Source organism: Bacillus sp. AFS073361 (assembly GCF_002567005.1).
Lineage (GTDB): Bacteria > Bacillota > Bacilli > Bacillales > Cytobacillaceae > Neobacillus.
In genome coordinates, this window is the sequence record NZ_NUZU01000020.1 from 1 (window position 1) to 13722 (window position 13722).

The window sequence follows — 13722 nt, forward strand, 5'->3', positions numbered from 1 at the left end:
AATTAAATTCATTTGCGCCCTTAGCTCAGCTGGATAGAGTGTTTGACTACGAATCAAAAGGTCGGGAGTTCGAATCTCTCAGGGCGCATATTACGGGAAGTAGCTCAGCTTGGTAGAGCACTTGGTTTGGGACCAAGGGGTCGCAGGTTCGAATCCTGTCTTCCCGACCATTCTTAAATCTTATAACGGGGTCTTAGCTCAGCTGGGAGAGCGCCTGCTTTGCACGCAGGAGGTCAGGGGTTCGATCCCCCTAGACTCCACTTATTCGGAGGAATACCCAAGTTTGGCTGAAGGGATCGGTCTTGAAAACCGACAGGCGGGTCATACCGCGCGGGGGTTCGAATCCCTCTTCCTCCTCCATTATTACTTTTATAATTTCTATTGTCGCGGGGTGGAGCAGTCCGGTAGCTCGTCGGGCTCATAACCCGAAGGTCGCAGGTTCAAATCCTGTCCCCGCAATTAAGTTATTTTCAAGCTATGCTTGAAAATACTCTGGTCCGGTAGTTCAGTTGGTTAGAATGCCTGCCTGTCACGCAGGAGGTCGCGGGTTCGAGTCCCGTCCGGACCGCCATTTTTATCTTAGTAGTAAATCTACTTTTTTTATACATATTTTTAGGCTCAGTAGCTCAGTCGGTAGAGCAAAGGACTGAAAATCCTTGTGTCGGCGGTTCGATTCCGTCCTGAGCCATTTTTCATTTATATGGAGGGGTAGCGAAGTGGCTAAACGCGGCGGACTGTAAATCCGCTCCCTCAGGGTTCGGCGGTTCGAATCCGTCCCCCTCCACCATTATGGCGGTTGTGGCGAAGTGGTTAACGCATCGGATTGTGGTTCCGACATTCGTGGGTTCGATTCCCATCAGCCGCCCCATTTGATTTAATGTTTGGGCAGCATAGCCAAGTGGTAAGGCCGAGGTCTGCAAAACCTCTATCCCCGGTTCAAATCCGGGTGTTGCCTCCAAATTTTTATATGCGGGTGTAGTTTAGTGGTAAAACCTCAGCCTTCCAAGCTGATGTTGTGAGTTCGATTCTCATCACCCGCTCCAAATTGGGCCTATAGCTCAGCTGGTTAGAGCGCACGCCTGATAAGCGTGAGGTCGATGGTTCGAGTCCATTTAGGCCCACTACATATTATTCCGCAGTAGCTCAGTGGTAGAGCTATCGGCTGTTAACCGATCGGTCGTAGGTTCGAGTCCTACCTGCGGAGCCATTTTTTTTAACTAATCAACTTTCATTTAATAACAACCACCTTTAAAAAGTAACCATTTTTTGAAGGTGGTTTTTTTATACTTTGCTCTGTTATATCTGAATGTTGATTTCACTGTGTTTGAAAAATAAGCGGAAAATTTCCGTTTATATTGCCAAATACCCATATTTTCTCGATAATAAGGGAAGTTTTTCCGTCTAAATGATTCAAATCGTTGGATTTTGCCCTTTTTAGAGCAGTTAAGCGGAATTTCTCCGCTTATATTGGCTTCATAAGCCTCCTCTATATACAATAAGCGGAATTTCTCCGCTTATATCAGCTTCGTAAGCCTCCTCTAAATACATTAGGTCGGAATTTCTTTCTCATACCTACACGAAACTCACTAATAAGTTCATATAAAAAAAGCCAGCGTATCAGCTGACTTTTTCATGCAAAATTAGATTAACTTCAAACCACTTACAAAGATTAATACAGCAACAACGGTACGCAGCGGTCTTGTTGGAACCTTTGCCGAAATGCTGCTGCCAATCAGTACTCCCGGAATCGAGCCCATAAGTAAATTCCCCACGAGCATATAGTTAACATTTCCATAACCGATATGAAGCATCCCTGCTACTGTAACCAAAAGAAACGCGTGAGTGATATCCGTACCGACCATCTCTGATGTTTTCATTCGATAAAGATAAATCATTGCCACAGCGAATAAAGAACCTGATCCTAAAGAAGTGAGTCCGACGATAAAGCCAAAAAGGCAGCCAATTAAAATGGTTAGTGTTTTCTTTTCACTCAAAGGCTTCATTTGCCAACGATTGGGTCTTAATTTTTTCTCTACAAACGTTCTGATAATGATAGCTAGTGAGACAAATATCAATATATAACCGAGGGAATGCCTAATAATCTGTTCTTGATTGTGGTAATACGCTTCAAAATAGTGAAGGGAGCCAATCGCAATGACTGCACTAGGGATACTTCCCATCGCTAAATACTTCACCATCTGAACATTAACTGTTTTTTGCCGCCAGTGTTGAACAAGTCCGAATAGCTTTGTGATTGAATTATAAACAAGGTCTGTACCGACAGCAATGGAAGGATTGACCCCAATTAAAATTAAAACCGGGGTTAACAGTGCTGCTCCGCCGACTCCAGTCAACCCTACCAAAAAACCAACAAGTAAACCCATCAACGTAATCCCTATACTCATATCCGCACGCCCAATCAATTCCTAGTATTTATATAGGATTATATACATTTATGCGCGTCTTGTAAATAACTAACTGATTATTAGATTCTGATAATTATAACAATAGATTAGTAGATCACAGAATTGGTGATCGAATACAAGCATAAAAAAACTATGCTGTAAATTCAGCATAGTTTTAATAGTTATGATATGTAACGACTTCTTATGAAAATCCTCCGCCCATTATTAGCGCAACCCCTAATAAAATGACTAAGAGTAAGGCGATATATCCGATTATACTAATAATCGTAATAATCCAACCGATTACCTTTCGATCTGTTTTAATTAAGTAAATCCCTAAGGCAATCGCACCAAAAATGAAACCGAGAATTCCCCAAAGGACGGGGCTTTTACCATACTTACGAGAATCGATAACTAAATAAATGGTGATCACTATGTTTAAAAGCAATCCAAATGAACCTTCCAAAATACACTCCCCTTACGTTCAAAATTATATTCTAAAAATAAATTATACCAGAAAATTTTAACTAAATTGGAGACTTTTATTAAAAGAAACATCTTGAAGGATCTTGGGTCATATTTCAGCATTAGTAGAGCAGCTACACCGATTAATTTATGCTTACTTGTTTTTAATATGTTGCTTATTCCTGGAAGTTGTTATTCTTCATAAAAATGGTTATTCAGCAATGACGGAATTTTGTAGAATAGAGGGATATTTCCTGCGGAATTTTTAAGCGAGGTTCGACAGACTTCACGTAGCTTTAGTGAGGGGAATTCGCTATTTTCAAGACTCTTGTCTGCTTCAATCAAACGATTGATTAGTTGAGAAATTTGGAGATGCTGGTGGAGGTTTTTCAGGAATAATGCAAGGACAAACCCAAAAGGCTTGTCCTTGGTAAGAAGACCGACACTAGGTAAAATTTCAAAAACAGGTAGGTAATGAACGAGCTCACTAATCCCTCACTATCTTTTTCAACTTTTCCCGAGCCCCGCTGCGCCAACTTTTCACGGCTGAGGGGGAGACATTTTCTAGTTCGGCGATTTCTTTTATCGATCGTTGATCACGGACGGTGTACAGGAGCCATTTCTGTTGGTTCGGGGTCAGTGTTTCACAGTAGGTCAACAGTGTCTCCTTCTGAAGTGGGTCATCAGAATGGGAATCCTCAACAAGGTCCCAGAACTCCTCGCCTGGGTGTACATTTCGTTCATGATCTTGGTGTGCTTTTTTTAACTCCATGAGGAGGCAGCCTTTGATGTAGGTGTAGGCATAATTGGTGAAGCTCCCTTTGTTAGGATCGAAGCGTTGGCTTGCTTCCCAAAGGGCAATGAGACTGTGCTGATAGAATTCATCATGGTTTTTGTAAAGATGGAGCGAGTTTATGATCTTGTGGAGCATGGGCTGGTACTGTTCGACTAATTGTTCAAAGCTTTCCAAGGGAGAATCCTTTCAGAAAGCGCGCTTTTCTTGTATTCCCGGGTACTTCTACCATAACGGGAATGCATAATTGAATCGAACGGTGAAAATTCACTTTTGAATCGTTTTTTTGTCTATTTGAGGTAAAAAATGAAGGCAAATATGATTTTTGAAGGGGATTTTTGCTTTTTCAGCTGTATTTGGGGTGAATTACAAAAAGTTCTATTTCCCTTTTGAAAAACCTCTCCCAGGGATTTTTTGCAGGTAAGATGCAAAAAAAGAAGGTTAGTGCCAAGAAATTTGGCATATTTTCTCAAAAAAGGTGAGGGAAATAGCGTTTTTAATTTTGGCACAGAAATTGCAAATTTATAAGTTGAAAATAGTGATAAGCACGTTCGTACATTTTTTAGGGAATGAAAGGAGAAATTCTATGCAGGCAGCAAAAAAATTCTTATTTTTCTAGAAGGAGTTTGAAGTCTAAGCGAGAATTAATTTTATGTGTGATTATCGTAAGCGCTTACTAGTAAAATTATGGTAACAAATTACTATTTCAGAAAATTATGAATTTTCTCATTGACATTATTTTTTCTGACCCATATACTCGTGTTAGAAAAAGAAAATGATCAGTTAGTTTTTAAAAGGAGGTTTAGGAGCATGCAAACACTTGAAACAGTCATTGTTACAGGATATGCAAAAGCTCCACAGGGAACTTCCATGTATGAAATGTATAAGCATGCGGGAATTGTACTCGAAGTGGAGCTGAAAGATCATAAAATTATCGGCGCCGAATTCACCTTCGTAACAGAACTAACGAAAAATTATTTTCAAAAACTGTTGATAGGTTACTGTCTTCAAGATGGTGTTGAGCAGCTGATTGAACGAATTCAAAGCTTTTATTTTGCTCCATCCCAGCAAGCGATCATTGTGGCTCTACAAGCTGCAGTTCAACGTTACTGGGATAACGTGAAGCAAATGAATATATAACGTTTGGTTATAATAAAGTGGGGAGATGACCTCTTCCCATGGTCTTATTAAAACCGAGCAAACATGGACTCTTTGTAAGGAATGTTCATTTGAACGACATTCTTTATGCAGATCTATGTTTTGCTCGGTTTTTTATGTTTCCAAAGGGTTATAAACCACTAAGTGTCTATGGAGAGGAAGGGAAAAAGGATGAGCAAGCTGATTACATGCGAGGATGCTGTAAAAAAGGTTAAAAGCGGCTCACGAATTATGGTAGGTGGATTTGGACTTGTGGGAAGTCCGCTTAGTTTAATAGCCGCTTTGGCTCAGTCGGAAGTGAAAGATTTAGAGATTATTAGTAATAACCTTGGGGAACCAGGTAGAGGTCTTGGAGTGCTAGTACGGCAAAAACAAGTAAAAAAAGCGATAGGTTCATATTTTACATCGAACCCAGAGGTGGTTAAATCCTATCAGGAAAAGGAAATGGACGTGGAGCTTCTCCCTCAAGGAACGATGTCTGAAGCTATTCGAGCGGGTGGTGCAGGACTAGGCGGGTTTTATACGCCGGTCAGCGTTGGAACAAAAATCGCCGAAAACAAAGAGGAGCGTATCCTTAACGGTAAAAAATATGTGTTCCAAGAGCCTCTTAAAGCCCACTTTGCTTTCATAAAAGCGAAAAAAGCGGACCAATTAGGAAATCTCATCTACAACCAATCGGCAAGAAACTTCAATCCGATGATGGCAACAGCAGCAGATGTGGTTATTGCAGAGGTAGACGAGATTGTGGAGGTTGGCCAAATTTCTCCTGAGGAAATTGTGACCCCTCATTTATACGTTGATTTTATCGTTGTGAAAGGAGGGAACTAGCTTGAACGTGAAACAATACATTGCTGCAAGAGCGGCGAAGGAATTGAAGGATGGCGATATCGTCAATTTGGGCATAGGGATTCCAACGCTGGTGGCTGATTATATTCCATCCGATGTTAACGTTTTTTTACACTCAGAAAACGGCATCCTTGGCGTTGGCCCTACCCCTGATCCAGAGCATATTGACCAAAATCTTGTCAATGCAGGGAAACTGCCTGTCACTGTTTTGGAAGGGTCATCCTTTTTTGATAGTGCTTCCTCTTTTGCGATGATTCGCGGAGGGCATGTAAGTGTTTCGATTCTTGGTGTGCTGCAAATCGATGCAAATGGGCGGATCGCCAATTGGGCCGTGCCAGGAAAAAGTGTTCTGGGTGTAGGAGGGGCGATGGATTTATTGGAAGGCTCCAAAAAGGTAATCGTCACAACGATGCATACGTCTAACCAGGGAGAGTCAAAAATCGTCAAGGAATTAACCTATCCCATTACATCGGAACGAATTGTGGATTTAATTATTACCGATTTAGCGGTTTTCGCTGTAAAGGACGATGGACTTCATCTTTTAGAGCTGTCACCTGGAGTTTCCCTTGAAGAAGTTCAACAGAAAACGGACGCACCTTTTCAACTTGCTGAATCTTTCAATAAAGGCAAAGAGGTGACCGCGTAGTGGTTGTTATCGTAAATGCATTTCGGACGGCTATCGGAAGCTTCGGTGGATCACTAGCAGATACGCTTCCAGAAGAGCTTGTCTCTCTCATCATGAAAAATAATCTTTCTGCTTCCGGTTATGGTGCCAATATTGTTGATGAAGTCATTGTCGGCCAAACAAAGCAGAGTGCACATGCGCCGAATATTGCTAGAGTTTCAGCATTACAGGCCCATTTTCCCGAATCGATTCCTGCTTATACCGTTCATCGTCAGTGCGGTTCCGGCATGCAGGCCGTCATTAACGGAGCGATGTCGATTATGACAGGTCAGGGGGACGTCGTTTTAGCAGGAGGCGTCGAAAGCATGTCACAAGCGCCTCATTATATGGTTGGCACTCGATTTGGCCAAAAGATGGGAGATCTAACGCTGTATGATTCAAATACGGAGAGTCAGCCAAAATCCCAGCCAGAGGAGATATATGGCCGTTTCACGATGGGGCAAACAGCCGAATGGCTGGCTGGAAAATATAAGATTAGCCGCCGTGAACAAGATGAATTTGCCTTCATGAGTCAGCAGAAAACGAAACGTGCCATTGAAATGGGCCATTTTGAAGAAGAAATCATTCCTGTTCCGGTAAAGGAAGGAAAAAAGGGAATCAGACATTTTGCGATCGATGAGTACCCAAGATTGACGGACATTGAAAAGTTAGGAACCTTGCGTCCTGTGTTTCAAAAGGACGGTACGGTTACAGCCGGAAACTCCTCCGGCAGAAATGATGGGGCCTCGATGCTGCTGTTGATGTCAGAAGAAAAAGCCAAACAACTTGGAGTGGTCCCGTTGGCAAGGATTCGTTCCTTTGCTGCAGCGGGTGTATCACCAAAAGAAATGGGAATCGGTCCGGTTCCAGCATCGCAAATGGCGTTGAAAAAAGCCGGTCTTCGTTTGGAAGAGATCGATTTAATTGAATTAAATGAAGCCTTCGCTGCTCAAAGTCTTGCTTGTTTAAAAGAATGGGGCATCAAAGGAGACAACGTGAATGTCAATGGAGGGGCGATTGCCTTAGGCCATCCACTGGGGTGCTCCGGTGCAAGAATCGTCACTACATTATGTCATGAGCTTGAAAAACAAAAACGGCAATATGGCCTTGCGACACTTTGTGTGGCGGGGGGATTAGGAATGGCAATGGTGGTGGAAAGATGGAGGGAATAAAAAAAGACTACGTGTTTCATCGGGATTTAAAAAAGGAGTATCCGATTATTACCCACGGAGAAGGGGTCTATCTCATCGATGAGAACGGGAAAAAATATTTGGATGCTTGCTCGGGTGCGGTGGCCGCTAACTTAGGCCATGGGATTCCTTCTATTGGCGAGGCCATGGCCGAACAAGCAAAAAAAGCAGCCTTCGTCCATACCATGCGCTTCGAGACGAAAGCATTGCATGAATTAGCTGAAACCATCGGAAAAATGGCTCCCGACGATTTAAATAAAGTGTATTTTACCACCGGGGGCTCTGAAGCGAATGAAAGTGCTCTGAAGCTGGCGCGGCAATACCATCTGGATGCCGGCAGACCCCAAAAACATATGGTAATTGGGCGATGGCAATCGTATCACGGAAACACCATTGGTTCTTTATCCGCAGGAGGAGACGTTAAAAGAAGACATGCATACACTCCTAATCTTTTAAACTATGCCCATGTCTATTCTCCGTACTGTCACCGATGTCCATACGATCGTCAAAAAGAGGATTGTCTCTCCAAACAAAACTGGACATGTGTGACGGATATTGAAAGAACCATTTTAGAGCTTGGTCCTGAGAACGTGTCGGCATTGATCGCCGAACCGATTGTCGGAAGCCAGCAAGGTGCTGTTCCACCGCCGCCGGGGTATTTTGAGAAAGTTCGTGAGCTGTGTGATCGTTACGAAATCGTCTTAATTATCGATGAAGTGATGACTGGATTCGGCCGTACGGGTACCAACTTCGCGACAGAACAGATTGGCATCACACCTGATATCATCACATTTGGAAAAGGGGTTTCAGCGGGATATGCACCGCTCGCCGGAATGATCGTGCATGATCGATTAGTCGACGGTCTCATACAAAACAGCGACGGGAAATTCATTCACGGTTACACCTATAGCGGGCATCCAGTAGCGGTTGCAGCGGGTCTTGCAGCATTGGACGTATATGAGCGAGAGATGGTGCTGGAAAACGTCAAAGAACAAAGTTACTACCTCGTCAAACGTCTTTTGGAACTGAAGCAAAAACATACTTATATATCTGATGTTCGCGGCAGAGGGCTTTTAATCGGAATGGAGCTTGTGAAGGATCGTGGGCAGGATCTGCTGTTCGATCCATCTGAAAAAGCTGCGGAAAGATTGAATGGAATTGCCATGGAACTCGGTGCGGTTTTTTATCCCGGTTCCGGTGCCATTGACGGTACAAAGGGGGAGCACCTCATCATCAGCCCTCCCTTAAATGTTACAAGAACAGAAATTGACGAGATTGTAAGAATTTTAGATGAATCATTCACGATATTTAAAGGTCAATTAAGAAAGGATGAGATGTATGAAATTACAAAATAAAACAGAAGAGATTCAAAAAAAGGCACAGAAACATTTATCACCGGTTATGACCAGGGTAACGGAGCTTGTCATTGAAAAAGCACATGGTGCCAAATTTTGGACGACAGACGGAGAGGAGTATATCGATTTCGTTTCAGGAGTGGCTGTTAACGCAGTCGGTCATACGAACGGAAAAATGGTGGAAGCCATTAAAAAGCAAGCGGAGGCCTTGATTCATCTTGGGTTGAACTATGGTTATTATGAAACGGCGTCGAATTTGGCGGAAAAGCTTGCTCAGATCACACCAGGAAACCTTGACACGGTCTTTTTCTCCAATTCGGGAGCTGAAGCGATTGACGGTGCTCTTAAACTAGCAAAAGCGGCCACAGGCAGACCCGCGATCATTGCTTTTGAAGGTTCGTTTCATGGCCGTACCTTAGGGGCAACTGCCATTACGGCATCAAGCTCTAAATACCGCCGTTATTATGAACCGATTTTAGGCGAGGTGTACCACGTTCCCTATCCATATCCGAGCCAGCTGAAAAACATTAGAGAAGAAGAAGCAGAAGAATACTGCTTGAATCAGCTTCAAAAATTATTCGATTTACGCGTCGATCCTTCCCGTGTAGCGGCTATCATCATTGAACCGGTCATGGGTGAAGGCGGCTATTATCCGGCACCGCCAAGCTTTTTGAGGGAGTTAAGAAAGATTACAGAGAAACACGGGATTTTGCTTATCTTTGATGAAGTACAAACAGGATTTGGCCGTACTGGAAAAATGTTCGCAGCAGAGCACGCCAATGTGACGCCTGATATTTTAGTATTGGCAAAAGCCCTTTCCGGCGGCATGCCTCTTGGTGCGATTGTCGCAAGTCGTGAGCTTCATGAAAAATGGCCGACGGCTGGACATGGTTCGACATTTGGAGGAAATCCAATCTCCTGTGCGGCGGCATTGGCAAACATTGAGGTTATTGAGGAAGAGAAGTTGGTAGAACGCAGTGCTAACCTTGGTGCCGAGATTGTCGGCCGACTTCATAATTCGGTTGGACATTTACCGGGGATTATTGAAGTCCGAGGAGTCGGCATGATGATCGGTATTGAATTCGATTCCGAATCTGCTGCTTCCTTTGTACCGAAAATTAAATCAAAAGCACTGGAAAATGGCTTGCTCATTATGAACTGCGGTGTAAGCGGGCAAACGATCCGATTAATGCTGCCTCTTAATATTCAAGAAGATGTGCTTGATAGAGGATTAACGATTTTAGAAGATGTGATCACCGAAACCATTTCAGGAAACTAATTTTCGTTTCCTCGTAATACCACCAAAAAGGAGGTTAAGTATATGTCTAGTCAAATCAAAACAGATATCCTTCAGGGGGATCTTTATATCAATGGAAAATGGGTAAGTGCCCCCGATCAGTCCTACTTTGAAAGCATCAATCCAGCAACGGGGGAACTTGTCGGCATATGTGCGGCCGCCACAACGGAGCAAGTGGAAGAGGCTGTCACAAAAGCAAATGAAGCGTTTGCACAATGGAAGAACACCCCCATTCCAGAACGAGCGGCTTATTTAACGAAAGCAGCCGAATTGTTTGAAATTCGCAAACAGGAACTTGCTCGTGTAATGACGATGGAGATGGGCAAAGTGCTGCCGGAGTCTTTAGGCGAAGCGGGAGTGGTCATCGCAACTGCTCAATATATGGCAGGCGAGGGACGACGCCTCTTTGGAGAAACAGTCCCTGCCGGCTTCCCAGACCGGAATGTAAGAATGGTTCGTGAGCCTCTTGGAGTCGCGGCGTGCATTACCCCATGGAACTTCCCGGTGGCCCTTGCTTCCTACAAAATCTTTTCAGCTCTGATTGCTGGGAATACCGTCGTCTGGAAACCGGCATCAGAGGTTGCTCTATCGGCAGGGATTTTTGTGGAAGTGTTAGCTGAAGCGGGATTCCCAGCAGGAGTTGTGAACTTAATTACCGGTTCAGGAAGAACCGTCGGGCAAACACTTACGGAGCATTCGGATGTGAAAATCATTTCGTTTACGGGCTCAACAGAAGTCGGACAAAAGCTGGCTGAAATGAGTAGTAAAACGTTGAAACGTATCTCGTTGGAATTGGGCGGAAAAAATGCCGTGATCGTCTTGAAGGATGCGGACTTGGACAAGGCGGCAGACGGAATCGTCAAATCAGCGTTTACAACCACTGGTCAACGCTGTACAGCGGCAAGCCGAGTCATCGTCGAGCGTTCAGTAAAGGAACGGCTCGTACAAAAAGTAGTAGATTTAACAAAGTCTATGAAAATAGGAAATGGACTTGAAGAAGGGAACCAAGTAGGCCCTCTGGTCAATGATGATCAGCTTCTTACCGTCGAAAAATATGTAAAAACAGCGATTGAAGAAGGTGGAAAGATTGTGTCAGGCGGGCAGCGTGTCAATGAATTGGGCGGCTATTACTATGAACCGACCATCATTGAGAATGTAAAACCGAATGATACCATTGCACAGGAAGAAATATTTGGTCCGGTTCTTGCCATCATTGAAGTAGATTCATATGAGGAGGCCATGGAGGTAAATAACGGAACGATTTATGGGCTATCGACTTCCATTTATACAGAGAGCCTTCATTATGCGAACCGTGCGGCTAAGGAAGCAGTCAGCGGACTTGTCTATATTAATAACGGAACGTCTAATGCCGAGATGGGTGTGGCGTTTGGGGGGATGAAGATGTCCGGAAACGGTCATCGTGAAGTTTCCCATCATGCATTTGATGTCATGACTGAGTGGAAGTCCATTTATACGAACTATTAATGAAGCGACCATATCGATTAAAGGCGGGAGAACATGAGAAAACATCGTATTGGTATTGCTTTCTTTTACCATGAATCCCACAGTTTCAGCCCGATGAAAACTGAAATCGAACAGTTTCGAAATGAAGGCTACTTTATCGGCGATGAAATTTATGATGCCTATACAGGAACGAAAACAGAAGTGGGTGGGTTTCTGGATGTATTGAAACAGGACGAGGATATAGAAATCGTACCGCTGCTTTGTGCGGCAGCGGTCCCATCAGGGGTAGTATCAACGGAGGCATACTCCATCATCGAAAGCCAAATGCTGGAGTCCATCCAGCATGAGGGAAGGTTGGACGGATTATTGCTTGCCCTGCATGGAGCGATGGTCGTCGAGCACCTCCATGATCCGGAAGAGCATTTACTCGGAAAAATTCGCGGGCTTATCGGACCGAATGTTCCGATCGCAACAACCCTGGACATGCACGCCAATTTAAGTGGAAAAATGATTGATTACACACCGCTACATTTTGGATTTAAAACCTATCCGCATATTGATATGTACGAACAAGGTGTTCATGCGGCCACCGCTTTGTTAAATCAATTAAAGGAAGGTGTCACGTACTACGCTTCTTTTGAAAAGCTGCCGATGATGCCTCCCTCTATCAATATGAGAACGGCAGAAGGGCCGATGCACAAAATGATCGAGTGGGCGAAACAAGCCGAAGAGGAAGCTGGTATTCACCATGTGTCCGTATTTGGCGGTTTTCCTTACTCGGATATTCCCATGGCCGGTGCTAGTGTACTTGTTGTTTCGCTCGATCCGCAAAAAGGAAAAGAGACTGCCCAAAAGATGGCTTCCTTGTTCTGGAGTGTAAGAGAAGAATTTATTATGGATTTGCCCGGTGTAAAAGAAGGGTTAACATTGGCGATGTCGATGGAAGACGACAAACCGGTCGTGCTGGCGGACATCTCGGATAATCCTCTAAGCTGCGGGAGCGGGGATACAACGGAGCTTCTTCGGGAGATGGTGAAGATGAACATTCTCGACACGCTGTTTGGAGGACTTTACGATCCAGAATCCATTGAGGCCTGCCGCAGGATGGGAGCCGGAAATAAGGTCATGCTGTCCCTTGGAGGGAAAGTATCACCTGAATTTGGGGAGCCCGTACACGTTGAAGCAACGGTCGTGGCCCTTTCGGACGGTGTATTTCACAATTCTGGACCATTCAATCAGCATTTAAGAGTTGATTTAAAAGGGGCGGCACACATTCGTGTTGGCAAGATGGATATCCTCCTGATTGGAAGGCCGATGTCAGCGAATGATCCGGAAATGTTTCGTCACATTGGTATTGAGCCAGCCACGAAGAGAATTCTTGGGCTAAAGGCGAAAAATCATTTCCGGGCAGCGTTTGAGCCGATCGTTGGCCGCATCATTTACGTGGATGCACCTGGAGTGGCATCCAATCGTTTAACCACTTTTACGTATCGTAATATTCCTAAGCCAATTTGGCCGCTCGATGATATCCAATATGAAGGAGAACGGAGGGGGACAGAAAAATGGACACATTAAACAAAACTTATTATGTCGAAGTACCAGCTTCATTGAATCCAGAACAGCTAAATATAATGATGGAGCTTGAGCGAGACGCATTTCCGGGATTAGGAGCCGTTGATGAACAAGCCCTTGTTCCGCTCGCACGCTACGGGAAACTCATTCAATACCGGGAGCCAAACGATCCAAGGCCGATTGCGATCTGTGAAGTGATGAGAGCTTACCAAGATATTCATAAAGCCTACATTTTTGGGTTTTATGTCCGCTCCGACCAGCAAGGAAAAGGAATCGGAAAATTATTCTTGCAGGATATTTATCCGATTTTAAAACAAGATGGATTTCAAAAAGTATGCCTAACGGTCAACGTTGAGAATAAATCAGCTGTCAAGCTATACGAAAAAATGGGCTTTGCAATAACAGAGACAAGATTCGATGAATTTGGAGAAGGCGAAAATCGCTATTATATGGAATACGCCATTTCTTAATGGCTGTGTTAAAGAAAGATGTGTGATTTTGGCACTCTGTTGA

12 protein-coding genes and 13 tRNA genes are annotated in these 13722 nt (G+C 44.0%); 22 read left to right on the forward strand and 3 right to left on the reverse strand.

The features are described 5' to 3' along the window. Window positions 1-14 precede the first annotated feature (14 nt). The 13 genes from COJ96_RS11725 (at window position 15) to COJ96_RS11785 (ending at window position 1207) form a co-directional block, all read left to right on the forward strand. A tRNA-Arg gene (locus tag COJ96_RS11725) sits at window positions 15-88 on the forward strand. A 5-nt stretch (window positions 89-93) separates the two neighbouring features. Beyond that, window positions 94-170, forward strand: a tRNA-Pro gene (locus COJ96_RS11730). A gap of 17 nt (window positions 171-187) precedes the next feature. Then, a tRNA-Ala gene (locus COJ96_RS11735) sits at window positions 188-260 on the forward strand. 7 nt (window positions 261-267) lie between these two features. Next, a tRNA-Ser gene (locus tag COJ96_RS11740) sits at window positions 268-360 on the forward strand. A gap of 25 nt (window positions 361-385) precedes the next feature. Then, a tRNA-Met gene (locus tag COJ96_RS11745) sits at window positions 386-459 on the forward strand. Window positions 460-494: 35 nt separating this feature from the next. Next, window positions 495-571, forward strand: a tRNA-Asp gene (locus COJ96_RS11750). A 44-nt stretch (window positions 572-615) separates the two neighbouring features. Beyond that, window positions 616-688: transfer RNA gene (locus COJ96_RS11755), tRNA-Phe, on the forward strand. A 14-nt stretch (window positions 689-702) separates the two neighbouring features. Beyond that, window positions 703-787: transfer RNA gene (locus tag COJ96_RS11760), tRNA-Tyr, on the forward strand. A gap of 5 nt (window positions 788-792) precedes the next feature. After that, window positions 793-868 (forward strand) — tRNA-His (locus tag COJ96_RS11765). Window positions 869-884: 16 nt separating this feature from the next. Then, window positions 885-958, forward strand: a tRNA-Cys gene (locus COJ96_RS11770). Window positions 959-969: 11 nt separating this feature from the next. Continuing rightward, window positions 970-1043, forward strand: a tRNA-Gly gene (locus tag COJ96_RS11775). A gap of 4 nt (window positions 1044-1047) precedes the next feature. Next, a tRNA-Ile gene (locus tag COJ96_RS11780) sits at window positions 1048-1121 on the forward strand. Between the two features lie 11 nt (window positions 1122-1132). Next, a tRNA-Asn gene (locus COJ96_RS11785) sits at window positions 1133-1207 on the forward strand. A 433-nt stretch (window positions 1208-1640) separates the two neighbouring features. On the opposite strand, the gene COJ96_RS11795 is transcribed toward COJ96_RS11785, so the two are convergent. The 3 genes from COJ96_RS11795 to COJ96_RS11805 form a co-directional block, all read right to left on the reverse strand. Then, entirely contained in the window at window positions 1641-2405 is a 765-nt protein-coding gene (locus tag COJ96_RS11795) for a sulfite exporter TauE/SafE family protein (protein ID WP_098573337.1), read from the reverse strand. 202 nt (window positions 2406-2607) lie between these two features. Next, window positions 2608-2871, reverse strand: coding sequence for a hypothetical protein (locus COJ96_RS11800; RefSeq protein ID WP_098573340.1), 264 nt, complete (start codon window positions 2869-2871; stop codon window positions 2608-2610). 486 nt (window positions 2872-3357) lie between these two features. Then, on the reverse strand, window positions 3358-3801 hold the full coding sequence (locus COJ96_RS11805; protein ID WP_373561687.1) for a sigma-70 family RNA polymerase sigma factor: 444 nt from the start codon (window positions 3799-3801) through the stop codon (window positions 3358-3360). Between the two features lie 672 nt (window positions 3802-4473). Here COJ96_RS11805 and COJ96_RS11810 point away from each other — a divergent pair. From COJ96_RS11810 to COJ96_RS11850, 9 genes are all read left to right on the forward strand, one after another. Further along, entirely contained in the window at window positions 4474-4803 is a 330-nt protein-coding gene (locus tag COJ96_RS11810) for a DUF3870 domain-containing protein (protein ID WP_098573346.1), read from the forward strand. 189 nt (window positions 4804-4992) lie between these two features. Then, window positions 4993-5649 (forward strand): CoA transferase subunit A, encoded by a 657-nt coding sequence (locus COJ96_RS11815; RefSeq protein WP_098573349.1) that lies wholly within the window; start codon window positions 4993-4995, stop codon window positions 5647-5649. A gap of 1 nt (window position 5650) precedes the next feature. Continuing rightward, window positions 5651-6313, forward strand: a complete 663-nt coding sequence (locus COJ96_RS11820; RefSeq protein WP_098573352.1) for a 3-oxoacid CoA-transferase subunit B — start codon at window positions 5651-5653, stop codon at window positions 6311-6313. Next, window positions 6313-7503 (forward strand): thiolase family protein, encoded by a 1191-nt coding sequence (locus COJ96_RS11825; protein ID WP_098573355.1) that lies wholly within the window; start codon window positions 6313-6315, stop codon window positions 7501-7503. The genes COJ96_RS11820 and COJ96_RS11825 overlap by 1 nt, the downstream gene beginning before the upstream one ends. Then, window positions 7491-8876 carry an aspartate aminotransferase family protein gene (locus COJ96_RS11830; protein WP_098573358.1) on the forward strand — a complete coding sequence of 462 codons (1386 nt, stop codon included), beginning with the start codon at window positions 7491-7493 and terminating at the stop codon, window positions 8874-8876. The genes COJ96_RS11825 and COJ96_RS11830 overlap by 13 nt, the downstream gene beginning before the upstream one ends. Next, window positions 8860-10155 carry an aspartate aminotransferase family protein gene (locus COJ96_RS11835; protein WP_098573360.1) on the forward strand — a complete coding sequence of 432 codons (1296 nt, stop codon included), beginning with the start codon at window positions 8860-8862 and terminating at the stop codon, window positions 10153-10155. Before COJ96_RS11830 ends, COJ96_RS11835 begins: the two co-directional genes overlap by 17 nt. A 42-nt stretch (window positions 10156-10197) precedes the next feature. Continuing rightward, on the forward strand, window positions 10198-11658 hold the full coding sequence (locus tag COJ96_RS11840) for an aldehyde dehydrogenase family protein (protein ID WP_098573363.1): 1461 nt from the start codon (window positions 10198-10200) through the stop codon (window positions 11656-11658). 33 nt (window positions 11659-11691) lie between these two features. Next, entirely contained in the window at window positions 11692-13212 is a 1521-nt protein-coding gene (locus COJ96_RS11845) for a M81 family metallopeptidase (RefSeq protein ID WP_098573366.1), read from the forward strand. Further along, on the forward strand, window positions 13200-13679 hold the full coding sequence (locus COJ96_RS11850; RefSeq protein WP_098573369.1) for a GNAT family N-acetyltransferase: 480 nt from the start codon (window positions 13200-13202) through the stop codon (window positions 13677-13679). Before COJ96_RS11845 ends, COJ96_RS11850 begins: the two co-directional genes overlap by 13 nt. Window positions 13680-13722 lie beyond the last annotated feature (43 nt).